The organism is Paenarthrobacter sp. 4246 (assembly GCF_040546855.1).
In the GTDB taxonomy this organism is placed as follows: Bacteria; Actinomycetota; Actinomycetes; order Actinomycetales; family Micrococcaceae; genus Arthrobacter.
Genome location: NZ_JBEPOP010000003.1, coordinates 359,967 through 384,042, shown reverse-complemented (window position 1 = coordinate 384,042; position 24,076 = coordinate 359,967). Strand labels below are relative to the sequence as shown.

The following is a 24,076-nucleotide window of genomic DNA, read 5'->3' as shown; positions in this document are numbered from 1 at the left end:
GCCCCGGTTCACGCCGATGTAACAAAAGTCACTTTTTGCGTGAATTGGGGCCAAATGCTGGAAAGCCTGCCTCCGCAGTTGCGGGGGCAGGCTTAGTTAAACGTAAGATGGATCACGGAAGGCGGTTAGCCTTCAGCAACGTGGCTGGTCGCCCTCCGATCTGATAATCACCTCTGCCCAAAGACGTGCGGGGTCTGTTAGTTGGAAATAAAAAATCCGACTCACTAGGCGTGCTTGCAAGAGCACCAAGGAGATTGACACATAGTGACCACCCGTATTGGTATCAACGGCTTCGGCCGCATCGGCCGTAACTACTTCCGCGCAGCACTGGCCCAGGGCGCAGACCTGGAGATCGTCGCCGTCAACGACCTCACCAGCCCCGAAACTCTCGCCCACCTCCTGAAGTACGACTCCGTCGGTGGACGCCTCGCCCAGACCGTGGAAGTTGTCGATGGAAACCTGGTAGTCGATGGCAAGTCCATCAAGGTCCTGGCTGAGCGCGATCCCGCCAACCTTCCGTGGGGCGATTTGGGCGTTGACATCGTGATCGAGTCCACCGGCTTCTTCACCAAGGCCGCAGCAGCCCAGAAGCACATTGATGCCGGCGCCAAGAAGGTCCTGATCTCGGCACCTGCCAGTGACGAAGACATCACCATCGTCATGGGCGTCAACCACGAGCTTTACGATCCCGCAGCGCACAACATCATCTCCAACGCCTCCTGCACCACCAACTGCCTCGGCCCGCTGGCCAAGGTAGTGAACGACGCCTTCGGTATCGAGCGTGGCCTCATGACCACGGTCCACGCCTACACGGCCGACCAGAACCTGCAGGACGGACCGCACGGCGATCTCCGCCGCGCCCGCGCCGCCGCCATCAACATGGTTCCTACGTCCACCGGCGCAGCCAAGGCAATCGGCCTGGTCCTGCCGGAGCTCAAGGGCAAGCTGGACGGCTACGCAATCCGCGTTCCGGTCCCCACGGGTTCCGCTACGGACCTCACGGTTACCGTTTCCCGCGAAGTAACGGTTGAAGAAGTCAACGCAGCAGTCAAGGCCGCCGCGGAGTCCGAACAATTCGCTGGCATCCTCAGCTACACCGATGCTCCCATCGTGTCTTCGGACATCGTCGGGGACCCGGCATCTTCCATCTTCGACTCCGGCCTCACCAAGGTCATTGGCAACCAGGTCAAGGTTGTTTCCTGGTACGACAACGAGTGGGGTTACTCCAACCGCCTCGTAGACCTCACGGAGCTCGTCGCATCCAAGCTGGGCTAGGGTAGACACATGACATCTCACACCCTCAACGAACTCATCGCTGAAGGTGTCCGCGGGCGGTACATTCTGGTCAGAAGTGACCTGAATGTGCCGCTCGACGGCTCTACAGTGACCGACGACGGCCGCATCAAGGCCTCACTGCCGGTCCTCAAGAAGCTCTCGGACGCCGGTGCCCGTGTGCTCGTTACCGCACACCTGGGACGCCCCAAGGGCGCTCCTGAAGACAAGTACTCCCTGAAGCCCGCTGCAGCCCGCCTTGCGGAGCTTGCGGACTTCCCGGTACAGCTCGCCGCAGATACGGTGGGGGACTCCGCCAAGGAGCTCTCATCCGGCCTCAACGACGGTGACGTACTCATCCTGGAAAACGTTCGTTTCGATGCCCGCGAAACCAGCAAGGACGACGCCCAGCGCGGCGCCTTTGCGGACGAGCTGGTCGCCCTCACGGGAAGCAACGGCGCTTTTGTGGATGATGCCTTTGGAGCGGTCCACCGCAAGCACGCCAGCGTTTATGACGTGGCTACCCGCTTGCCGTCCTATCTGGGGGACCTCGTCCACACCGAGGTAGAGGTTCTCCGGAAGCTCACCACGGACACGCAGCGCCCATATGTCGTAGTTCTTGGTGGCTCCAAGGTCTCGGACAAGCTGGCGGTGATCGAGAACCTCCTGGGCAAAGCGGACACCATCCTTGTTGGCGGCGGCATGCTCTTCACCTTCTTGGCTGCAGCAGGCCATAAGGTAGCGGGAAGCCTTCTCGAAGAGGACCAGATCCCCGTAGTCCAGGACTACCTCCAGCGCGCTTCAGCTGCCGGTACCTCCTTCGTGATCCCCACCGACGTAGTGGTCGCCAGCCGCTTTGCAGCTGATGCAGACCACGAGGTCGTCAGGGCTGACGCCATCGAGGACAGCGCTTTCGGAGCTTCCGGTATCGGCCTGGACATCGGACCGGAGTCCGCTTCCGCGTTTGCAGCCCAGATCGAAGGCGCCAAGACCGTCTTCTGGAACGGCCCCATGGGTGTCTTCGAGTTCGAAGCCTTCTCCAGCGGCACGCGGGCCATTGCCCAGGCGCTGACGGATACGGTTGCCTTCACCGTCGTGGGGGGTGGCGATTCCGCCGCAGCCGTTCGGACCCTAGGGTTCGAGGACTCGCAGTTCGGACACATCTCCACTGGAGGTGGCGCAAGCCTGGAATACCTTGAAGGCAAGGAACTTCCCGGCCTGAGCGTCCTGGACCGCTAAGTACCACCCGGCCGGCAGGACGCCATCGCGTTCTGCCGGCCGTTCCACATTTCAACGCATTCTTTGGAGTTCATGTGACTACCTCTGCCAACGGCAACTTTGTCCGCAAACCTTTCATCGCCGGCAACTGGAAGATGAACATGGACCATGTCCAGGGCATCACCTTGCTGCAGAAGCTCGCTTGGACGCTGTCCGACGCCAAGCACGACTACAACCGGGCCGAGGTCGCTGTCTTCCCGCCGTTCACGGACCTCCGTGGCGTCCAGACGCTGGTCCAAGGTGACGACCTCGAAGTCGTCTACGGTGGCCAGGACCTCTCGCAGTTCGACTCCGGAGCCTACACCGGTGACATCTCCGGTCAGTTCCTCAGCAAGTTGGGCTGCGCCTACGTCCTGGTGGGCCACAGTGAGCGCCGCACTGTCCACAACGAGTCCGACGACATTTTGAACGCCAAGGTAAAAGCTGCGTTCCGCCATGGCGTCATCCCCGTCCTCTGCGTCGGCGAAGGCCTTGAGATCCGCCAGGCAGGAACGCATGTGGAGCACACTCTTGCCCAACTGCGCGCCGGTGTTGAAGGACTCACGGCTGAGCAGGCTGCGGAACTCGTGGTTGCCTACGAACCCGTCTGGGCCATCGGCACGGGTGAAGTTGCCGGTCCGGAGGATGCACAGGAAATGTGTGCAGCCATCCGAGCCGAACTTGCCGAACTCTTCGACGAATCCGTCGCAGCAAAGACCCGCCTCCTATATGGCGGCTCCGTCAAGGCCAACAATGCTGCCGCCATCATGGCCGAAAGTGACGTTGACGGATTGCTTGTGGGTGGCGCGAGCCTGGACCCCGCTGAGTTTGCTAACATTGTCAGGTTCGAGAGCCACCTCGTCACGGACTAGTCCGGCTCCCGTTTTCCGCTTCTTCGAAAGGCCGTCGTGGACGTTCTTCAAGTCATTCTGCAGATCTTGCTGGGAATCACCAGCCTTCTGCTGACGCTGCTCATCCTCCTGCACAAGGGACGTGGAGGCGGTTTGTCCGACATGTTCGGTGGCGGAATGAGCTCCGGATTGAGTTCGTCCGGTGTAGCCGAGCGCAACCTGAACCGCTTCACCATCATTCTCGGTATCACGTGGGGAGCTGTCATCATCGGCCTTGGCCTGATCATGCGCTTCACCTCAGGCGGCGATTCGTAGTCTCCACCTCAACGGATCTGTCACTAGGGGAGTGGTTCCTGCCAAGGGACCACTCCTCTTTTTGTCGGTTACCCATCCCAGTGCCGTCCTCGAGCACTTCGCATTAGAATGTCCGTGTTGGCCGAAAGGCCCACAGGCCGTGACGGCCGACCACCGAGTCGCTAGGGGTTCGAAAATGGTTCATGGCACGCCAGGATATCGGGGCACCCGCGTTGGTGTGGCCCAGGGTTCTACTCCGAGAAACCAAAGCGACCATGGCGAGGGAGTGCAGCTGCCGCGAATTCGGGTTCCTTATTGGTGCGCCAAGGGCCACGAAACGCGGCTTGTTTTTCTTAAACTGCCGGACGATCAAATTCCCAGTAACTGGGACTGCCCCAAGTGCGGTCTTCCGGCCTCACGGGATCCTGGCCATCCGGCCACGGCCCGGCCAGGGGATGAGCTCTTCAAGTCCCATCTCGATTACGTTAAAGAGAGACGCTCCAGCCAAGACGCAGAAATTGTCCTGACTGGAGCGTTGGAGCGGCTACGCGCCCGCGGGGTCCTTCCGGACCAGTTGCTGGGGGACGCGTGACGCTGCATTCTCGTCGATAAGCCACAGGGTCCGCGCACGGCCAACGGGGCCGGATGCGGGCACCTGGACAGGGTTGGCACCCGCCAAGGCCAGGCCAACAGCTCCTGCCTTGTCCTCGCCGGCAACAACCATCCAGATCTCCTGGGCGGTGTTTATGGCGGGCAACGTCAAGGATATGCGCGACGACGGCGGCTTGGGCGAGTTCTCGACTCCCACCACCGTGCGTTTCTTCTCACGGACGGCGGCCTGCTCGGGAAAGAGCGACGCCACGTGGGCGTCCGGGCCCACACCGAGAAGCAGGACATCGAAGCGTGGCAGGATGCCAGGTTCGTCGGAGCGTTTATCAGACATATCTGCTGCATGCTCGGCTTCGGCTGCTGCCTTGAGTTCCTCGGCATAGGCAGAGGCGGCCTCGTCAGCTGTGGCAAACTGGTCCGTCGAACCAGGCTCGTGGATCCTGGCAGGATCTACATCCAGGTGGGCCAGCAGGGCCTGGTGCGCTTGACGGGTATTCCTGTCCTCGCTGTCGGCGGCAACGAAGCGTTCATCACCCCACCAAAAGTTAACTTTCGACCAGTCGACGGCCGGTGCTGCAGCTGAATCGGCCACGGCCTTCAGGGTTCCGATACCGACAGTGCCGCCGGTCAGGACCACCGTGGCCTCGCCGTGCTTGTCCTGGACATCCACAAGCTTGGTAATGAGGCGTGCCGCGATGGCGGCCATCAACACCTTGGAGTCGGGATGGATGCTAACTCTTGGCTCAGCGTGCACTTGTCTGGACTCTCCTCTGGCTGGTAAGTGGCAGTCCCATCGTAATCACTTCTCCGAAGACTTCGTCGGGGTCGAGCCGTCGGAGCTCTTCGGCGAGGCAATCTTTCAGGCTGCGCCGGGGGAGGGTGATACGCTGTGCCGGCTGTCCGGGCTGGGTCAGTTCCGCCACGGACAGTCCGGGACGGAAGAGCTGGACGTCGCCGCTTGCACGGGTCAGCCGGACCCGCCGAATGCCGGTACCTGCGGGGTCCGCCACAATCGTCACGGGCGCCTCCAGCGCCAGGCTCAGCCAGGCGGCCAGCAGCAGGGTGCTGGGAGAGTCCGATGCACCTTCTACGGCCACTGCCGAGACGGGGTCGCTGTCAACTTGGTCGAAGACAGCGGCGAGTTGCATGCGCCAGTTGGTCAGTCGCGTCCAGGCGAGGTCGGTGTCGCCGGCTTTGTACGTTGCCCGGATGTTCTCCAGCGCCAGGCGGGGGTCAGGTTCATTGGCCGAGTCCGTGATGCGCCGGTGCGCGATGCGGCCAATCGAGGTCTCGCACGCACTCTCCGGGGCTCCGTGTGGCCACCAGGCCACAATCGGGGCATCCGGCAGGAGCAGGGCGGCCACGAGAGATTCGGATTCGTGGGCCATGTGCCCATGCCCGCGCAGGACGATGACTTCGGACGCGCCGGCGTCGCCGCCCACCCTGATCTGCGCGTCAAGACGGTCCGGACCCTCAACGCCGGCATCGGCCAGGACAATGATCCGGCAGGGGTGTTCCCTGCTGGCTTCATTGGCGGCCTCAATGGCTTCTTCTTCCTGCCCGGACTTGGTCACCACCACCAGGGTCAGGACACGGCCCAAGGCGATGACGCCGCCTTGTTCACGCAGCGACATGATCTTCTTGGAGATTTTGGAGGTGGTGGTATCGGGAAGATCTACAATCATGGCCTTCTCCAGGTTCGTCCGTCACGGGCAAGCAGGTCAGCGGCCGACGCCGGCCCCCAACTGCCGGGTGCGTAGGGTTGCGGTTGCTCGTCCAGGCCGGCCCAGTATTCCTCGAAGGGGTCCAGGATCTTCCAGGACAACTCCACTTCCTGGTGGCGCGGGAAGAGCGGCGGTTCGCCCAGGAGTACGTCCAGGATGAGTCGTTCGTAGGCTTCGGGGCTGGACTCCGTAAAGGAGTGACCGTAGCCAAAGTCCATGGTGACGTCGCGGACTTCCATCTGGGTGCCCGGGACCTTGGAACCGAAACGGATGGTGGCGCCCTCGTCGGGCTGGACGCGGATCACTACGGCGTTCTGACCGAAGTCGTCCTCACCATGGTCGCGGAACAACAGGTTCGGAGCACGCTTGAACACCACGGCAATTTCGGTGACGCGGCGGCCCAGGCGCTTACCGGCGCGCAGGTAGAACGGCACACCATTCCAGCGGCGGGTGTTAATGTCCACCCGGATCGCAGCGAACGTTTCGGTCTTCGAATCGGCAGGGATGCCGTCCTCGTCCAAATATCCGAGGACTTCCTCGCCGCCCTGCCAACCACCGGTGAACTGACCACGCGCCGAATGGGTGGACAGGTCATCGGGCAGCTTGACTGCCGCGAGGACCTTCTCCTTCTCCGCCCGCAAATCATCGGCATTGAAGGAAATGGGCTCCTCCATGGCCGTCAACGCCAGCAACTGGAGCAGGTGGTTCTGGATGACGTCGCGGGCAGCACCCACGCCGTCGTAATACCCTGCACGCCCACCAGTGCCGATGTCCTCGGCCATGGTGATCTGGACGTGGTCCACGTAGTTGGCGTTCCAGAGCGGTTCGAACAACTGGTTCGCGAAACGCAACGCCAGGATGTTTTGCACCGTCTCCTTGCCAAGGTAGTGGTCGATCCGGAACACGGCATCGGCCGGGAACACCGATTCGACGATGTCGTTCAGCTGCCGGGCGGACTCAAGGTCATGCCCAAACGGCTTCTCGATCACCACACGGCGCCATTGGCCAGGCTTGGCCTGGGCGAGGCCGTGCTTGGACAGCTGGCGGCAGACCTGCTCAAAGGCCTTGGGCGGGATCGACAAGTAGAATCCGTGGTTCCCGCGGGTACCGCGGGTCTCATCCAGCTCATCAAGGACATCGCCGAGGCGCTCAAAAGCGTCGTCGTCGTCGAACTCACCCCGGACAAAGCGAATACCCGAAGCCAACTGCTCCCATACCGCTTCATCGAACTTGGTCCGGGCATGGGCCTTGACGTTTTCCTTGACCTCGGCCGCGAAGTCAGCGTTGTCCCAGTCACGGCGGCCGAAACCGACCAGCGCGAAGCTGGGAGGCAACAAACCACGGTTGGCGAGGTCATAGACCGCCGGCATGAGTTTCTTACGGGCGAGGTCGCCGGTGACTCCGAAGAACACCAACGACGACGGCCCGGCGATGCGGTTCAGGCGCCGGTCCCTCGGATCCCGCAAAGGGTTCCGCAGACCAGCGTTCTTCCTGCCGTTTTCAGTTTCTGGCATGTTTGGTTCTGTGCCTTAGCTTTCGAGTGCGCTGGCCTGGTCGGCCAACGCAGCGACGACTTCCTGGAGTTGGGCCACGCCGGCAGCACGTTCGGTGAGGTGCAGGCGCAATACAGGGCGGCCATGGCCTTCAAGGACCTGGGCGTCGCCCGAGGCTTGGGCGGCAATGAGCTGGCCGAAAGTGAAGGGCCGCTCCGGGATGTCCAGATCGGTCGAGGATGCTGCAGTGACCTGCAGGAACACTCCGATTGCCGGTCCACCCTTGTGGAACTGGCCCGTGGAGTGAAGGAACCGCGGACCCCAACCGAACGTCACGGGACGCCCGCTGACGGCTGCGAGTTCATCGCGGATACCTTCAAGGGGTGCGTGGGAAATACGGTCGAGGTAGGCCTGGACGCTCAAGTAGCCATCCGTGCCGAGCTGGCTGAGCAGTGCCTGCACAGCTTCGCTTACCGTTGAGGCGTTACCGAGCCATTCGCCTCCGCGTACTTCCACAGCACCGTCCGTGAAGGCGGCGGGTGTGGGTTCGGGACGGGCGTCCAGCAGGCCGCGCGCTGCCACCTTGGCGGCCTCGACGTCGGGCTGGTCAAACGGGTTGATGCCCAGCAGTCGACCCGCCACCGCGGTTGCGAACTCCCAGACAAACATCTGCGAGGCCAGGCCACCGGCGATGGCTACCTCGTTCTCACGAAGCTCGACGTCGGCATCCGCACCGACCAGCCGGACCACCAGTACGTCGTCGGCACCGTTCAGGGCCTCAGGAGAATCCGGGCCGGCAACGACAGGCAGGACACCCGTGCCCAGTTTGCCCGTGGATTCCGCAATGAGCTGTTCGGCCCAATCAGCGAAACCAACAATGCCTGAGCCGTCTTCGGCGATGACGACCTTGTTGCGCAGCGGGCTGGTACCACCCAAAGCTATGCCCAGTGCCAGGCCGATATTGTCAGCGGAGTCCTCGTTGAGGATCTCCGCAGCTTCCTCTGCCTCATCCAGGAAGGCCTGGATGTCCACACCGGCAAGCCCACAAGGGACCAGGCCGAACGCAGTCAGTGCCGAGAAACGGCCTCCCACGTTGGGGTCGGCGTTGAATACCGCACGATAGCCTGCCTCGCGCGAAGCCTTATCCAGGGGCGAGCCCGGATCGGTAACGATGATGATGCGGCTCTCAGCGTCGATTCCGGCGTCGTTGAACGCCTTCTCGAATACACGGCGCTGGGAGTCGGTCTCGACGGTGGAGCCGGACTTGGAGGAAACCACGATTGCCGTTTCCGCCAGCCGCTCCGCCAGGGCAGCACTGACCTGTTCAGGATCAGTGCTGTCCAGCACAGTCAGCTCGACGCCGGCAGTGCCGGCAATGACCTCGGGAGCCAGCGAAGACCCACCCATGCCACACAGGACGATGCGGGTAACTCCTTCGGCGCGAAGGGCGTCACGAAGTTCCAGAATGTCGCCGACCAAGGCCTGGGACACTGTGGCGGCCTCTACCCAGCCGAGACGGATCGCGGACTCGGACTCCGCATCAGGACCCCACAGAGTGTGGTCCTTGGCGAAAATCCGGGTGGCGATCCTGTCCTCGACCAGGCTGTCAATGTGCTGGGCGATGGCCTGCTGCGCGGCACCGCTGGCGTCGTAGCTGATTGTGCTCATGGTGGGTTAGGAAGCCTTCCGTGCGGTGGCGAGGGCGCCTTCGACGTCGGCGAGGAGTTCCTTCCAGGAGCCCACGAACTTCTCAAGGCCTTCGGTCTCAAGCAACGTCACAACGTCGTTGTAGGAAACGCCGAGGGCTTCGAGAGCATTGAGGATTTCGTTTGCCTCGTCGTAAGTGCCGGTGATGGTGTCACCAGTGACGACGCCGTGGTCAAACGTGGCATCCAGCGTTTTCTCCGGCATGGTGTTGACCACTCCGGCTGCCACGAGTTCGGTCACGTAGAGGGTGTCCGGGTAGGCCGGGTCCTTGACGCCGGTGGAGGCCCACAGCGGACGCTGCGGGAGCGCGCCGGCTTCTGCCAGCACTGCCCAGCGCTCGGTGGAGAAGAGCTCTTCGTAGACCTGGTAGGCCAAGCGTGCATTGGCGACGCCGGCCTTGCCCTTGAGCGCCTTGGCTTCATCGGTGCCGACGGAGTCGAGGCGCTTGTCGATCTCGGAGTCAACGCGGGACACGAAGAACGAAGCTACGGAGTGGATCTTGGAGAGGTCGTGGCCGTTCTCCTTGGCCTGCTCAAGGCCGGACTGGAAAGCGTTGATGACCGCGCGGTAACGCTCCAGGGAGAAGATCAGGGTCACGTTGACGCTGATGCCCTCGGCCAGGGTAGCCGTGATGGCTTCGAGGCCTTCCAGGGTTGCGGGGATCTTGATGTGGACGTTGTCCTTGTTGACTTTGGCGTACAGGTGCTTGGCCTCGGCGATGGTGCCGGCGGTGTCCCAGGCAAGGCGGGGATCCACCTCGATGGAAACACGGCCGTCCACGCCGTTGGTGGCGGCAGCTACCGGTGCAAAGAGATCGCAGGCGTCTGCGACATCAGTTGTGGTGATTTCAAAGATGGTCTCTTCGACGCTGGCGCCAGCCGCAGCCTGCGCTGCGATGGTGGCGTCGTAGTCCGTCCCGGCGGTGATCGCGGCGTGGAAGATGGACGGGTTGGTGGTCACACCAACCACGTTCTTTTCGTCGATGAGCTTCTGCAGGGTGCCTGTGTCCAAGCGGGTGCGGGAGAGGTCATCGAGCCAGATGGAGACGCCGGCGTCGGAGAGCTGCTGCGTGGGAGTGCTGGTCATGTGTTTTTTCTCCTTGTGAGAGGGAAGCAGACTGTTATGCGTTGGAGTCTGCGAGGGAGTCTTTGGCTGCGGCCGCGACGGCTTCGGCGGTGATGCCGAATTCGTTGAAGAGCCGCTTGTAGTCTGCCGAGGCGCCGAAGTGTTCCAGGGAGATGGAGCGGCCGGCGTCACCGACGAGTTCGCGCCAGCCCAGAGCCAGGCCTGCTTCAACGGAAACGCGGGCCTTCACGGATGCCGGGAGAACCGACTCGCGGTAGGCCTCGTCCTGCTTGTTGAACCACTCAACGCAGGGCATGGACACAACACGGGCGGCGATTCCTTCAGCCTGGAGGGCTTCGCGGGCCTGCACGGCGAGCTGGACTTCCGAGCCGGTGCCGATCAGGATGACCTGCGCATCAACGGTTTCGCCGTCCTTGGACGCTTCTGCCAGCACGTAGCCGCCCTTGGCAACACCTGCGGTGGAACCGAACGTGTCACCGGTTGCTTCACCTTCGCCGCGGGCGTAGGTGGGGATGTTTTGACGGGTCAGGACGATTCCGGCCGGGTTCTCGTGGTTCTCCAGCATGACCTTCCATGCCGCGGAGACCTCGTTCGCGTCGCCGGGGCGGACAACGTCCAGGCCCGGGATGGCGCGCAGTGAGGCGAGCTGCTCCACCGGCTGGTGGGTGGGGCCGTCTTCGCCCAGGCCGATGGAGTCGTGCGTCCATACGTACAGGGACGGAACACCCATCAGCGCCCCGAGGCGGATGGCCGGGCGCTGGTAGTCGCTGAAGATCAAGAACGTTCCGGAGAAAGCGCGGGTGCGGCCGTGCAGGGAAATGCCGTTCACGATCGACGCGGCAGCGTGCTCACGGATACCGAAGTGCAGTACACGTCCGTAGGGGTTGCCCTTCCAGGCGTCCGTGGAGCGTGAGGTCGGGATGAACGACGGCGAGCCTTCGATGGTGGTGTTGTTGGACTCCGCGAGGTCGGCCGAACCGCCCCACAGCTCCGGCAGGACCGGGCCGATGGCGTTCAGGACCTTGCCCGAAGCCGCGCGGGTGGAAACGTCCTTGCCTGCTTCGAACACGGGAAGCGCAGCATCGATGCCCACGGGGAGCTTCTTCGCTTCAACGCGTTCCAGCAGGGCAGCGGCGTCCGGGTTGGCGGACTGCCATGCCTCGAACGAGCGCTGCCAGGCAGCGCGGGCCTCTGCACCGCGGTCCAGGACCTTGCGGGCGTGTGCCAGGACTTCTTCGTCAACATCGAAGGACTTGGCGGGATCGAAGCCGAGCACGGTCTTCAGAGCCGCGACTTCCTCGGCACCCAGGGCGGAACCGTGGATCTTGCCGGTGTTCTGCTTCTTCGGAGCCGGGTACCCGATGATGGTGCGCAGCGAGATGATGGACGGCTTGTTCGTCTCTGCCTTCGCAGCGAGCAGTGCTGCGTAGAGTTCCTGGACGTCTTCGACGTAGTCTCCGGTCTTGGTCCAGTCAACGCGCTGGGTGTGCCAGCCGTAGGCCTCGTAGCGCTTGAGGACGTCCTCGGTGAAGGCGATGTCGGTGTCGTCTTCGATGGAGATGTGGTTCTCGTCGTAGATCACTACGAGGTTGCCAAGTTCCTGGTGGCCGGCCAGCGAGGACGCCTCGGAGGTCACGCCTTCCTGGAGATCGCCATCGGAGGCGATGACCCAGATGGTGTGGTCGAACGGCGATTCGCCGGCGGGAGCATCGGCGTCGAACAGGCCGCGCTGGCGACGCTGGGAGTACGCGAAACCAACAGCCGAGGCCAAGCCCTGGCCCAGCGGGCCGGTGGTGATTTCCACGCCGGCGGTGTGCTTGTACTCGGGGTGGCCGGGGGTCAGTGAACCCCATGTGCGGAGCGCCTCAAGGTCCTTCAGTTCCAGGCCGTATCCGGACAGGAACAACTGGATGTAAAGGGTCAACGACGTGTGGCCGGGGGACAGGACAAACCGGTCGCGGCCAAGCCAGTCCGGGTTCTTGGGGTCATGACGCATCAGCTTCTGGAACAGCAAGTATGCTGCCGGAGCCAAGCTCATCGCCGTACCCGGGTGGCCGTTGCCGACCTTCTCGACGGCGTCTGCGGCCAACACGCGAACGGTGTCAACTGCCTTCTTGTCCAGATCGGTCCATGACAGTTCTTGCTCTTCCAAATGTGGCACGAAAACCGAGCCCCTCTCTGTGCTGACGGCAGGCGTATGGACACGGCACGCAGGAAGCACAGGATGGCGCCCGCTGCAATGTGTCTACCAGCCGTTCACCATTGAAACGTTGATCTCTCATCCAGACGCACGGATTCCCGAGAATACGGTTTCCCGGATCGTCAACGTGTGCTGATCTGCTCAACAGCTTAGCCCTAAACGTGTCAAGGAACTCAGGGAATCCCACTAACTGGACAGAAATTCCCTTATATGAATCACGATGGCCCGGAAGCGGAGTGAAGATTCGGAAACATTGGCGAATTTTGCGGACATTGGGCCACTTCCGGCCACGGTATGATATTTGGAGGCCACCAGCGGTTCATGCGCCCGTGTCAGCTTTCGAAGACCGGGACGGCAGCCGTTGCGAGAACCCCAGAGCATAGAACAGAGTGACTGCCGCCGTGAGCACAACTGATACGCCCCTCAACGCGTCCCCGGCCCGGGGAAGCATCGGAATTTCCCGTAAGTTCAAGGCGTATCTGGCACTCACCAAACCCCGGGTCATCGAACTCCTCCTGGTCAGCACCCTGCCCACCATGATCTTCGCCCAGCGCGGCTTCCCCTCCATCGGCCTGATCCTGGCCACCCTCGTCGGCGGAGCGTTTGCAGCCGGCAGCGCCGGCGTCTTCAACTGCTACATCGACCGCGACATCGACAAACTGATGCACCGCACCGAGAAGCGCCCCTTGGTCACGGGTGAGGTGACGCCGCGCGAGGCCCTGGTCTTCGCCTGGATCCTGGGTGCAGCGTCAATCGCCATCCTGTGGTTCGGCGCCAATCCTCTGTCCGCCTGGCTCGGGCTCGGTGCCATCGTCTTTTATGTGGTCATTTACACCATGATCCTGAAGCGCCGCACGGCCCAGAACATCGTGTGGGGCGGAGCGGCCGGATGCTTCCCCGTGCTGATCGCCTGGGCTGCTGTCACCAACACAGTGGAGTGGCCGGCAATCGTGCTCTTCATGGTGATCTTCCTGTGGACGCCCCCGCACTACTGGCCCCTGTCCATGCGCTACGGCGAGGATTACCGCAACGCCAAGGTGCCCATGCTCGGTGCCATCGCCGGCGCCAAGGTGGTATCGGTACAGGTTGTCCTCTACGCCTGGGCCATGGTCGCCTGCTCACTCTTGATGGTGCCCGTTGGCGGTGCAGGCTGGGTTTACACGATCGTCGCTGTTGCCGCCGGCGCTTGGTTCCTCTACGAGAGCCACGCCCTGTACAAGCGCGCACAGGGTGGTGACGTGTCCAACAAGGGCGCCATGAAGGTCTTCCACGGATCCATCAGCTACCTGACGCTGCTCTTCATCGCACTGGCCGTTGACCCGTTCATTGGCTCAGCGATCGTCGGCGGCTAGGTCCACAGCTCGTCAAGCAAAAGCGTTCGACGCCGGTGCCCGCCAGGGTGCCGGCGTCGCGCTTTTCCCTCACACCACTGACGCTCGCTCACATCCCAAAAGACGCAACCAAGTGAGCCAACGGGGGAGGTGCCTTGTCAGCGGGCAGCGCAGAGACCAGCAGGGGAGCGTAGCGAATCTTGTTGCCACTCCGGCCCCCGAAGAACCGCCGTAATTGGCCTTCCACGGACCGGTCCCGCAGTGAGGGCTGGCGCTGGAGCAGCTTGAACGAGGCCAAGTCGCCCTGGGCCTCGATGACCTCGAGGACTGCGTCGATTCCCAGGCATTGGATGAGTTCATCCTCCAGGTCGGCATCACAAACCTGGAATCCCCGCTCTTCCAGTGGCCCGGATCCCATGCCAGCACGCATGAGTGCCCTGGCAATGACTTTGGACTCGCCTGCATCACAAAGCCCAAGTAATCGGTGGTCGGCTCCTTTCGGGCCGTAGCGCTCGAGGTAGTGGAGGGCTTTGACGCGCTTCTATACCTAGAGTTCTCACGGCAGCACCTAGTTTCGCCCTTCCGGGCACCTATTTCTTACCCAAATGCCACCTAGTTTGCGGAAAAGTCGTCTAGGTGGTGCCGTGCGCACCCTAGTGTTCGAGATGGAACAGAGCCGTTCCACACCGCACGAACATTGGGGAAAACAATGAAAGCGCTCCTCCGTACTGCAGGAATCGTGACCATCGCGTCGGCTTCAGTTTTGACCGGAGTGACAGCGGCGCAAGCAGCGCCGGCCTGCTCCACAGCCAGGGTCTGCCTCTACGACAACTACTGGTTCACCGGAACGCAGCGGACCTACAACTGGGTCGCATCGTATGTGGGCGACGCGGCAAACGATAAAGCCAGCTCCATCGTCATAGGCCCGGCTGCGAACGTTCAATCGCCGTACGTGTATCTCTACAGGGACCTCAATTACTCCGGGCATGCAGTGATCTTCCGTGGTGGCAACGCAGTTAACGATCTTCGGGGTGTGTCAATGTATGCCGGTGTGAACTGGGACGACGAGATCTCAAGCATTTGGGGTTAGCCTTGCAATCTCCCGTTCTTCGTTCCACCGTGAAGGTCGCCGCGTTGCTTGCAGGGATCGCGATGGCCGGCGCGGCTTGTTCCGGCCCGCCGGCATCGTCGCCCATTGAATCCATGGCCGCCAGCCTGCCCGCCATCGATCGCTCTGCCGGCACCGGGGCCAAGGCGTCCCTCAACGAAGCGAGCGGCGAGGTGATTCTTCCCATGAGTTCCTACTGGTACTCGGACCGTGAGAACGTGATCGTAAACTCGGCGGTCGCCTTCCTCATCTACGACTGTGTGGAAGACGCCGGGTTCACGGTGGCGCCGTGGGGCGGCGGAGGCAAGGCCCTGCAGGACTACAGGTTTGGCCAATGGTCCCGTCCTTTGGCAGCCAGGAACGGTGCCATGCCGGAGATACGTGAGGTGCCAGGGGTGCTCGACGAGCAACCGGAGCGCCCACCCCTCAGCGCCAGGCACCAGGCGCAAGAAGCGAAGTGCGCCACCTCTGTGGGGCGGGCAGGCTTGCCCGAACTCCTGGAGGGGCTGGCCGGAGACACATCCCTCCCACACCGGATCACCCGTAACGCCGTGGCGCTGACGGAACACGATTCCGACTACGTTGCTTTCCGGAAGAGCTGGGAGGACTGTGTGGCCGGCAAGGGCCTGAAGGTCGCGGAGGAGGGTTCCTGGAATCTGTCATCGAGCGGCTCCAAGGAAGACGAGATCCGAGTCGCCTTGCTGGACCTTGATTGTAAAGAGGCCAGCGGCGGGGCCAGGAAACCCTATGACATTCTCGCTGAGTACCAGGCAGCACAGATGAAGGACCACCAAGCCGAACTGAACGCCTTGGCAGAAGAGAAGACGGCCGCCGTGGAGCGAGCCAAACAAATACTGCGGGACCATGGCGTGGCTGATGCAAGACCCTGAGTCAATGCTGATTCGCCGCGGCATGCGGCGTGTTCCGCGATGGTGGCTGATGCCTGTCGCCGTGCTCATTGTCCTTGGAGGTTTGGGCATTACCTATTGGGCCGGGGCTTCCAGCACGGCCGAGATGGAGTCAGTACCACCCGCGCCCGGGGTGGTTCCTGTTTCGGCAACGGTGGAGCGCCGCGCGGTGGCCAAACAGGTGGTTCTTTCAGGAAAAGTCATAGCAGGAGCCCAGTCCGCACTGCAGGCAAGCCCGGCCGAAGGTGTGGACAGGCTGGTGGTGACGGCGGTGGCCAAAGAGGCTGGGAGCATCGTCGTGCCCGGTGAACTGCTGGCGGTCGTCTCCGGCAGGCCCTTGCTGATACTGCCCAGCAGTGTGCCGTTGTACCGTGACATCATCCATGGGGAGTCGGGACCTGACGTCATAGCCCTTCAAGCGGCTTTGTCGACGTTTGGTTTTGCATGCACCACAACAGGAACCTTTGACCTGGATACTCAACAGGCACTGCGATCGTGGTACAAAGCCGCAGGGTTCAAAGCCCCCACCGCGCCCGCTCAACTGCCTCAGGAGGACGCTGGAAAGGCAGCACCAAAGGCTGCCTCGTCCGACGTCATGTTCCGTTGGCGGGAATTCGTGCAGGTCCCCGGCGACACTGGGACAATTGCATCCCTGGCTGGCCCAGGGGCCCTGCTGGCAGAGGATGGGATCGTAGCCCGCATAAGAGTTGCCGACGATTCGATAGTTGCGCGGGCTGACGTTGTCCAGTCCGAGAGTTTTGCGGTGGGCACGCCCGTCAAGGTCAGGGCCGGCTCAACGGTCCTGGACACTACAGTGGCGAATATCAGCGGCTTTCTGGAGGGTGACTCAAGCACGAACGAAATCCCTGGAAAAGACATCACGGTGGCAATCCCCCCAGGGTCGCCGGGATTCCCCGCAGAACAATCAGTCACTGTAACTGCAGGCAGCGCTACTGAAGAGTCCCTCGCCGTTCCGCTGATAGCGATTCGCCAGGATCGTGGAACACCGTACCTCTTGATTGAGGGGAACGACGAGCCTCGCCGCCTTGAGGTGAAGGTCACCGCACAGGCCGATGGTTGGGCGGCGATCGCTGATGTGGACGGCCTGGTTGTTGGGGATCAGGTGAAGCTCCAATGAGCGCACTGGTGCACACGCACGAATCAGCAGGGCCTGAACGGCCCATGCCTGTCCTTAGCCTGCGAGGCGTAAACCGGGGATTTCCCGGAACGAAGGCACTGGTGGACGTGGATCTCGATATTCACGAGGGGGAGTTCGTCGCGATAGTGGGTCCCTCCGGTTCGGGAAAGTCCACGCTCCTCAACGTCCTGGGCCTGCTGGACACACCAACATCAGGCACATATCGCATCAGGGGTACGGACGTCGCCCAGTTTGACGAGAGGCAGCGGGCCGATCGACGGGCCGAAGTATTTGGCCTCGTCTTCCAGGAATCACATATGGTGGGCCGGGACGCCGCCGCCCGCAACGCTGTGTTGGGGCTACGTGCACGAGGCATCGGGTTTGCGGTTCAAAAACAACTGGCCATGCCTGCTCTTCACAAGTTTGGGCTTGGGCATAGGGCAGCGACCCCAGCGTCAGTCTTGTCCGGGGGAGAACGGCAACGCCTGGCCATCGCCAGGGCAGTGATCGGAGCACCGAAGGTAGTCCTCGCGGACGAGCCCACAGGCAGCTTGGACACAGAGAATGGAAAAATCGTCATCCGCCATCTGCGTGGACTGAGTGATGCCGGTACCACGGTGGCCATGGTGACCCACGATCCGGACATTGCGGCCGCCGCGGACCGGATTATCACGATGCGCGACGGAGCGATCGTCAAGGACTCAGGCCACAGCGGGGGCGCCAATACCCTTCCCGAAACATCAGTTGCAGGTCCGGGAAGCAATGAGCCCACCTTCGCTCGGCGCCGGCGCCACGAAGCCATTGACGTCGTTGCCGACGCGCTTTCTGCGCTGACGGTTCGTCCGTCCAAGGCCCTTTTGCTGATCATGGCATTCCTCCTTGGCAGTGGAGGGTTGGTAGCGGCCATTGGACTGAGCGAGAGCGCTTCCGTGAAGGTGTCCGCCCGGATCGACACAGCCGCCAGCGATGAAGTCAGGGTGACACGCGAGGCTGGTTATTCATCATGGGAAGCCGTCACCAGCGATCTCAAGGCATCCGTGAGACTCTCCGGCGTGCACGATGCCGGAGTCGTCGCCGAGCTCTCGTCGTCGGTGGTGCAGCCATCAACCTTCCGGCCCGCATCCTTTCCTGAACAACCCGCTTTCAACGGAGCCGTCCGGATCATCGACTCAGCGTACCTTCGACTCCAAGGGGCAACCGTGTCCTATGGTGACGCTGCCTTGCTGGATCACTCATTTGGAGGGCCTGTCGCCATCCTGGGCCAGGGTGCCGCCCAAGAGTTGGGAATCGCCAAGCCAGGTCCCGGCGTCGTGGTGTGGCTGTATGGCCAGGCGGTCCCGGTGGTGGGGATCGTTGACGAGCCGGGCCGTGACCCAGTACTGCCATCAGCGGTGATGGTGGGTGTTGGGTCTTACGCTTTGACCAGCAACGTGTCAGCCAGCCTGGTCCTTCGGACGAGTCCGGGGATGCCGGCAGCCATAGCAGAGGCCCTGCCAAAAGCACTCAACCCTGCCGAACCCGGGACCGTGGAAGTACAGACGGTGGCCGACCTTCGGGAGCTCAAACAGGGGATCAATACGGACCTCGGCAGGCTGGTGGCCATTGTCTCCGTCATCCTGCTCGCCATGGCCTGCCTCAGCGCCGGAACCACCATGTACTTGGGCGTGCTGGCTCGATCAAGCGAGATTGCACTGCGACTGGCCCTGGGCATGCGACGCGGAGTGCTGGCCTCGATGTTCCTCACCGAAGGTGCCGTGGTGGGAGCATTGGGCGGGGCAGCAGGCGCAGCCGCCGGAATGGGCGCCGTCCTGGCTTACGCATCCAGTGAAGGCTGGGCTGCAGTGATTCCTTGGTACGCATCGATGTGGGGCATGGGGGCTGGACTTGCCAGCGGTACGCTGTCGGCCGTATATCCGGCAATACTGGCCATGCGGTCCAACCCGGCGCACCTGATCCGGGCCTAGGAGAGGCGCAGGAGAACGGTTATTGGACCGGGCTGTGCTTCGCAAGGTCGGCGGCATTGGTGGCGGCACTCATGAGGACGGCTGCCCCGAACATGTGCGCACCGACCAGGAGAGCCGGAATGCCGTTGTAGTACTGGGTAAAGCCGATGACGGCCTGCAGCAGCGTCACCCCCAGGAGAAGGAACGTCGCCGTCCGGAACGGACCGCCAATCTTGTGACGGAACACCAGGTAGAGGGCGAACAGAGTGCCGGCCGTGATCAGGTACGCGGGAACGGCGTGGATGTGGGAGAAGAGGTCCCAGTCAAGGTTGTTGCGGGGGGCATCGGCATCACCTGCGTGCGGACCGGCCCCCGTGACCACTACCCCGAGCATGACGGACAGCGCCGAGAAGACTGCAACGGCAATGGTGAGCGGCCGGGTAACAGCAGGAAGTACAGGCAAGATGCGGTTCATGAACTTGCCGGTGCGGCCGTAAGCCCGGTTGACCAACAGTGTGGCGAAGACCACCAGAGCCATGGAAACAAGGAAGTGAAGGCCAACAACCCAAGGGTTAAGGCCGGAGAGAACCGTGATTCCTCCGATGATGGCCTGGGCCGGGATGCTCGCCAAAAGACCCAGTGCCAGCAGGAAAAGATCGCGGCGTTCCTTGCGGAGGTTCCACAAGTACACCAGCATGAGTGCGGCAACGGCTGCCAGGGCGAAGGTCAGCAGGCGGTTCCCGAATTCGATGAACCCATGGATGCCCATTTCCGGTGTATTGACCAGCGAGTCATCGGTGCATCGCGGCCACGTGGGGCAGCCCAGCCCGGAAGCGGTAAGGCGGACGGCACCTCCGGTCACCACGAGGACCGTCTGCCCAATGAGTGAAAACAAAGCCAGACGGCGAACGGCCTTGTTTACCTCGGTAGGCAACTTGGAGGCGAACCGCTGAATGGTTTTGGGAAGGCGCGATGCCGTGCTCACAGTTTTCTCACTTCTCAGTTCTGCATTGTTGTTGGTGCCCGGTTGGATTAGTTCCACTTGAACCAGCGGATGGCTGCAGCGCCGGCAAGTACCGTCCACAGCAAAAGGACAAGGACCGCTGTAAATGGAACGGCACCCGTGAGGAAAGCGTCGCGGAGCGCTTGGCCCAGCGCACCCGACGGCAGGAAATGGACGATGCCCTGGAGCAAGCCGGGAAGTCGTTCGGACGGGACCACGATTCCGCCCAGCGCACCCAGCAGGATCCACAGCAGGTTGGTGATGGCCAGCGTTGCCTCCGGACGGACCGTGCCCGCTACCAGCAGCCCCAGGGCAGTGAAGGCAGCGGCGCCAAGAACCAGCAGTCCGAACCCGGGGAGCCAGGCCTCGGGCCGGGGCTGCCACCCCAGGAAGGCTGCAATGGTGCCGACCACCACTACCTGCAGGAAAAGAACCACCAGCACGGCAAGGATCTTGCCGGCAATGAGCCCACCCCTGCCCAGGGGTGTGGTGGACAGGAACCGGAGGACTCCATAGCGACGGTCGAATCCAGTAGCAATGCCTTGCCCGGTGAAGGCGGTGGACATCGCGCAAAGAGCAAGGATGCCCGGCGTGGCAACGTCCACACGTGATCCCCCCAGGCCATCCAGGAGGGGAGTCACTACGAGCCCAACCAAAGCCATCAATGGCAGGACGATGGCAAGGATCAACTGTTCGCCGTTCCGCAGCATGGCGATGGTCTCATAGCGTCCCTGCTGCATGATACGGCGCGGCAGCGATGCGGGTCCTGCGTTGGGAGAGAGGAGCTTGCTCATCGGAGGTCCCTTCCGGAAATGTCCAGGAACACGTCTTCAAGGCTACGGGCTTCCAGCCGAAGTGAGGCCGGCATGATGTTTCGTTCCGCCCACCAGGCAGTCAGCGCCGCAAGGTCTTTCGGTGTGATCGCACCGGTGATGGAGTAGCTTCCCGAGCGTGTCTCGGTCAGCTGGAGACCCGGCCCCAAGGCGCCGGCAAAGTCGAGTCCGCCCGGCGCATCGAAGTAGAGCGTGCGGTCCGTGATGGCAGAATCCGTGGCGTGGTCATGTCGAAGCAGTTCCGCGACGGTTCCCTCCACCACGTTGTGGCCGCCGTCGATGATGTAGACGTAGTCGGCCAGGCGCTCGGCGTCGTCCATCAGGTGGGTGGTCAGGACGATACCCATGCCGGCGTCCCGAAGTTCGGCGATCAGGTCAAAAACCATCTGGCGCGATTGCGGATCCAGCCCCGCGCTGGGCTCATCGAGGAACAGGATCTCCGGGTTTCCCACCAAGGCAGCCGCCAGAGCGAGGCGTTGCTTTTGGCCGCCGGACAACCTGCGCACGCTGGTCCTGCTGAATTGGCCGATTCCCAGCCGTTCCACCAGCGCGTCAACATCCATGGGGTTTTGGTACATGCCGGCAACGTGCCGCAACAGTGGGATGGGACGGGCCGACGGCGGCAGCCCGCCGTCCTGGAGCATGACGCCTACGCGGGACCTCAAGTCGGCGCCTGCCGCATCAGGGTCCGCACCAAGGAGAGAGATACTCCCACCGGTCCTCTTCTGCAGTCCTTGCGCGCATTCAAGGGTGGTGGTCTTGCCGGCACCATTGGCGCCGAGGAGGGCGGTCACCTGGCCGCGCTCCGCCACAAGGGACAGTCCGCTGACCACCCGGAGCATTTTGCCGTCAAGGGAAGCCAGAGGGCCTACATCCTTAATGAGTCCGTCTATGGTGAGGACAGGGGATTCGGGTGAGCGCACCAGAGTATTCTACGTGAAGTAGTACGGTCACACTTGGCGGGCGACTGAGGTCAGTCTTGCCTTACTGGATGCATGAAACAAATTACGACATGATTGTGTTGTGTATTCCATGAGCAGTCCAACTTCCATGCCCTCACCACGGCATGCTGCAGCGGCAGGGGCATTCGTTGCCCCGCCTGCGCTGCCGGACGCGGATGACCGCACAAGGGACCGGGTGCTGAGCGCAGTCCTTGAGAACGGTCCGGTGAGCGCCGCGGAACTCGGCGACCTCCTCGGCTTCACACCGGCTGCGGTCCGCCGCCACCTTGACCATTTGGAGCGAAGCGGCGTCATAGAGGTCAAGCGCGTGGCCAAGGCCGGCTCCGGAGCTGGACGTCCCGCACGCCGCTACGTCCTAAGTTCCCAAGGGCAGTCCACCCTCGGCGACGACTACCTGAACATCGCCAGTTCGGCGCTCCGCCGCCTCCAGGAACTCGCCGGCGAAGACGCAGTCCGTGAGTACGCGGAGGAGCGCTTCTCCGACATGGAACGGCGCTACGCCCCCGAGGTCGACGCCGCCGGAGATGACATCACCGCCCGGGCCATGGCACTCTCCAAAGCCCTCAGCCGCGACCGCTTCGTTGCTTCGGCGCACTCCATTGAGGCCAAGGCCCCGTTGCCTGCTGCGCTATCCAGTGTTCAGTTGTGCCAGGGTCATTGCCCCATCCAGCGGCTCGCCGCGGAGTTTCCAGTGTTTTGCGACACCGAGACCAACGTCTTCTCGCGTTTGGTGGGCGTCGATGTCCGGCGCCTCTCCACGCTCGCGCAAGGCGGCCACGTCTGCACCACCCATATACCTACCGGGCGCCCGGTTGCCACGGCATCCCCAGATGCCGCAGAGCAGTCCGGGAACCCGTACCAGGAATCAAACAACCAGCAAGAAAGGCCGTGATGACGGACCAAATAGCAGAGAAAGCGGTAGCTGACGGCACTGTGATCTCGGAGATTCTGGAGAAGAATCCCGAACTGCACGGTATCGGAAACTACGAGTACGGCTGGGCCGACAAGAACGACGTAGGCGCAAACGCCCGTCGTGGCCTCAACGAGGAGGTTGTCCGCGACATCTCCTCGAAGAAGAACGAGCCCGAATGGATGCTCGATCTGCGGCTTAAGGGCCTGAAGTACTTCGACCGCAAGCCCATGCCTACCTGGGGTGCAGACCTCTCCGGCATCGACTTCGACAACATCAAGTATTTTGTGCGTTCCACCGAGAAGCAGGCAGCAACGTGGGAAGATCTTCCGGAAGACATCCGGAACACCTACGAGAAGCTGGGCATTCCGGAAGCTGAGCGCAGCCGCCTCGTCTCGGGCGTCGCTGCCCAGTACGAGTCAGAGGTGGTCTACCACCAGATCCGTGAGGACCTTGAAGCCCAAGGCGTCATCTTCCTGGACACGGACACCGCACTGCGCGAGCACCCGGAGATCTTCCAGGAATACTTCGGCACCATCATTCCGGTGGGCGACAACAAGTTCGCATCGCTGAACACGGCCGTATGGTCCGGCGGTTCCTTCGTGTATGTGCCCAAGGGCGTGCACGTGGACATCCCGCTCCAGGCCTACTTCCGTATCAACACCGAAAACATGGGCCAGTTCGAGCGCACGCTGATCATCGCCGATGAGGACTCTTACGTTCACTACATCGAGGGCTGCACGGCTCCGATCTACACCTCGGATTCCCTGCACTCGGCCGTTGTGGAGATCATCGTGAAGAAGGGCGCCCGCGTCCGCTACACGACCATCCAGAACTGGTCCACCAACGTGTACAACCTCGTCACCAAGCGCGCCATCTGCGAAGAGGGCGCCACCATGGAGTGGATCGATGGCAACATCGGTTCCAAGGTGACCATGAAGTACCCGGCCGTTTACCTCGTGGGCGAGCATGCCAAGGGTGAAACCCTCTCCATCGCTTTCGCCGGCGAAGGCCAGCACCAGGACACCGGCTCCAAGATGGTGCACATCGCACCGAACACCAAGAGCTCGATCATTTCCAAATCCGTGGCCCGCGGCGGTGGCCGTGCTGCATACCGCGGCTTGGTCCAGGTTCGCGAGGGCGCCAAGCACTCGGCCAACACGGTCCGTTGTGACGCCCTCCTGGTGGACACCATTTCCCGCTCGGACACGTACCCGTACATCGACATCCGTGAGGATGACGTTGTCATGGGCCACGAGGCCACCGTTTCCCGCGTCAGCGAAGAGCAGCTCTTCTATCTGATGTCCCGCGGCATGCCTGAAGACGAGGCCATGGCCATGATCGTGCGCGGCTTCATTGAGCCGATTGCCCGTGAACTGCCCATGGAATACGCCCTTGAGCTGAACCGCTTGATTGAACTGCAGATGGAAGGGTCCGTCGGTTAACA

General features: G+C 62.4%; 22 protein-coding genes. 12 read left to right on the top strand and 10 right to left on the bottom strand.

The annotated features are described in order from the left end of the window. The first annotated feature begins 264 nt into the window (after positions 1-264). The 5 genes from gap to ABIE35_RS07120 all read left to right on the top strand — a co-directional run bounded on the left by gap (position 265) and on the right by ABIE35_RS07120 (position 4,266). Complete coding sequence (gene gap / locus ABIE35_RS07140) at positions 265-1,275, top strand: type I glyceraldehyde-3-phosphate dehydrogenase (protein WP_159699760.1); 1,011 nt, start codon at positions 265-267, stop codon at positions 1,273-1,275. Between the two features lie 9 nt (positions 1,276-1,284). Beyond that, a complete protein-coding gene (locus tag ABIE35_RS07135; protein ID WP_354513574.1) occupies positions 1,285-2,511 on the top strand; it encodes a phosphoglycerate kinase in 1,227 nt (408 codons plus the stop codon). A gap of 74 nt (positions 2,512-2,585) precedes the next feature. Beyond that, positions 2,586-3,401, top strand: coding sequence for a triose-phosphate isomerase (gene tpiA, locus ABIE35_RS07130; protein WP_354513572.1), 816 nt, complete (start codon positions 2,586-2,588; stop codon positions 3,399-3,401). A gap of 36 nt (positions 3,402-3,437) precedes the next feature. After that, positions 3,438-3,695 carry a preprotein translocase subunit SecG gene (gene secG / locus ABIE35_RS07125; protein WP_024821019.1) on the top strand — a complete coding sequence of 86 codons (258 nt, stop codon included), beginning with the start codon at positions 3,438-3,440 and terminating at the stop codon, positions 3,693-3,695. A gap of 175 nt (positions 3,696-3,870) precedes the next feature. After that, positions 3,871-4,266 carry an RNA polymerase-binding protein RbpA gene (locus ABIE35_RS07120; protein ID WP_354513569.1) on the top strand — a complete coding sequence of 132 codons (396 nt, stop codon included), beginning with the start codon at positions 3,871-3,873 and terminating at the stop codon, positions 4,264-4,266. Here the strand turns inward: ABIE35_RS07120 and pgl are convergent. Genes pgl through tkt form a run of 6 tightly spaced genes read right to left on the bottom strand, consistent with a single transcriptional unit; the run spans position 4,219 to position 12,454 of the window. After that, positions 4,219-5,037 carry a 6-phosphogluconolactonase gene (gene pgl / locus ABIE35_RS07115; RefSeq protein WP_354513567.1) on the bottom strand — a complete coding sequence of 273 codons (819 nt, stop codon included), beginning with the start codon at positions 5,035-5,037 and terminating at the stop codon, positions 4,219-4,221. The genes ABIE35_RS07120 and pgl overlap by 48 nt on opposite strands. Further along, complete coding sequence (locus ABIE35_RS07110) at positions 5,027-5,968, bottom strand: glucose-6-phosphate dehydrogenase assembly protein OpcA (RefSeq protein WP_026540626.1); 942 nt, start codon at positions 5,966-5,968, stop codon at positions 5,027-5,029. Before ABIE35_RS07110 ends, pgl begins: the two co-directional genes overlap by 11 nt. Then, positions 5,965-7,521 carry a glucose-6-phosphate dehydrogenase gene (gene zwf, locus ABIE35_RS07105; RefSeq protein ID WP_354513565.1) on the bottom strand — a complete coding sequence of 519 codons (1,557 nt, stop codon included), beginning with the start codon at positions 7,519-7,521 and terminating at the stop codon, positions 5,965-5,967. The genes ABIE35_RS07110 and zwf overlap by 4 nt, the downstream gene beginning before the upstream one ends. Positions 7,522-7,536: 15 nt before the next feature. After that, positions 7,537-9,168, bottom strand: a complete 1,632-nt coding sequence (locus ABIE35_RS07100; RefSeq protein WP_354513563.1) for a glucose-6-phosphate isomerase — start codon at positions 9,166-9,168, stop codon at positions 7,537-7,539. 6 nt (positions 9,169-9,174) lie between these two features. Further along, complete coding sequence (gene tal, locus ABIE35_RS07095; RefSeq protein ID WP_354513561.1) at positions 9,175-10,293, bottom strand: transaldolase; 1,119 nt, start codon at positions 10,291-10,293, stop codon at positions 9,175-9,177. A 34-nt stretch (positions 10,294-10,327) separates the two neighbouring features. Next, a complete protein-coding gene (tkt, locus tag ABIE35_RS07090) occupies positions 10,328-12,454 on the bottom strand; it encodes a transketolase (protein ID WP_354513559.1) in 2,127 nt (708 codons plus the stop codon). A gap of 428 nt (positions 12,455-12,882) precedes the next feature. Between tkt and ABIE35_RS07085 the strand changes: the two genes are divergently transcribed. Further along, entirely contained in the window at positions 12,883-13,845 is a 963-nt protein-coding gene (locus ABIE35_RS07085; protein ID WP_089595064.1) for a heme o synthase, read from the top strand. Between the two features lie 88 nt (positions 13,846-13,933). Here the strand turns inward: ABIE35_RS07085 and ABIE35_RS07080 are convergent, their stop codons facing one another. Next, entirely contained in the window at positions 13,934-14,242 is a 309-nt protein-coding gene (locus ABIE35_RS07080; protein ID WP_354513557.1) for a hypothetical protein, read from the bottom strand. A gap of 291 nt (positions 14,243-14,533) precedes the next feature. On the opposite strand from ABIE35_RS07080, the gene ABIE35_RS07075 reads away from it, so the two are divergent. From ABIE35_RS07075 to ABIE35_RS07060, 4 genes are read left to right on the top strand one after another with little or no spacing between them, the layout of a single operon-like run. Next, positions 14,534-14,914 carry a peptidase inhibitor family I36 protein gene (locus ABIE35_RS07075; RefSeq protein ID WP_089595066.1) on the top strand — a complete coding sequence of 127 codons (381 nt, stop codon included), beginning with the start codon at positions 14,534-14,536 and terminating at the stop codon, positions 14,912-14,914. Positions 14,915-14,916: 2 nt separating this feature from the next. Then, entirely contained in the window at positions 14,917-15,822 is a 906-nt protein-coding gene (locus ABIE35_RS07070; protein WP_354513555.1) for a hypothetical protein, read from the top strand. Further along, a complete protein-coding gene (locus tag ABIE35_RS07065; protein WP_354513553.1) occupies positions 15,809-16,978 on the top strand; it encodes an efflux RND transporter periplasmic adaptor subunit in 1,170 nt (389 codons plus the stop codon). The genes ABIE35_RS07070 and ABIE35_RS07065 overlap by 14 nt, the downstream gene beginning before the upstream one ends. Next, a complete protein-coding gene (locus ABIE35_RS07060) occupies positions 16,975-18,942 on the top strand; it encodes an ABC transporter ATP-binding protein/permease (RefSeq protein ID WP_354513551.1) in 1,968 nt (655 codons plus the stop codon). Before ABIE35_RS07065 ends, ABIE35_RS07060 begins: the two co-directional genes overlap by 4 nt. A gap of 19 nt (positions 18,943-18,961) precedes the next feature. On the opposite strand, the gene ABIE35_RS07055 is transcribed toward ABIE35_RS07060, so the two are convergent. From ABIE35_RS07055 to ABIE35_RS07045, 3 genes are read right to left on the bottom strand one after another with little or no spacing between them, the layout of a single operon-like run. After that, a complete protein-coding gene (locus tag ABIE35_RS07055; RefSeq protein WP_354513549.1) occupies positions 18,962-19,906 on the bottom strand; it encodes a COX15/CtaA family protein in 945 nt (314 codons plus the stop codon). Between the two features lie 47 nt (positions 19,907-19,953). Then, positions 19,954-20,718: an ABC transporter permease gene (locus tag ABIE35_RS07050; protein ID WP_354513547.1), complete on the bottom strand. Its 765-nt coding sequence runs from the start codon at positions 20,716-20,718 to the stop codon at positions 19,954-19,956. Further along, positions 20,715-21,680: an ABC transporter ATP-binding protein gene (locus ABIE35_RS07045; protein WP_354513545.1), complete on the bottom strand. Its 966-nt coding sequence runs from the start codon at positions 21,678-21,680 to the stop codon at positions 20,715-20,717. Before ABIE35_RS07045 ends, ABIE35_RS07050 begins: the two co-directional genes overlap by 4 nt. 109 nt (positions 21,681-21,789) lie before the next feature. On the opposite strand from ABIE35_RS07045, the gene ABIE35_RS07040 reads away from it, so the two are divergent. Both ABIE35_RS07040 and sufB read left to right on the top strand, forming a co-directional pair. Beyond that, positions 21,790-22,611 (top strand): helix-turn-helix transcriptional regulator, encoded by an 822-nt coding sequence (locus ABIE35_RS07040; protein WP_354513543.1) that lies wholly within the window; start codon positions 21,790-21,792, stop codon positions 22,609-22,611. Continuing rightward, positions 22,611-24,074, top strand: a complete 1,464-nt coding sequence (gene sufB, locus ABIE35_RS07035) for a Fe-S cluster assembly protein SufB (RefSeq protein ID WP_011774792.1) — start codon at positions 22,611-22,613, stop codon at positions 24,072-24,074. Before ABIE35_RS07040 ends, sufB begins: the two co-directional genes overlap by 1 nt. Positions 24,075-24,076: the final 2 nt, after the last annotated feature.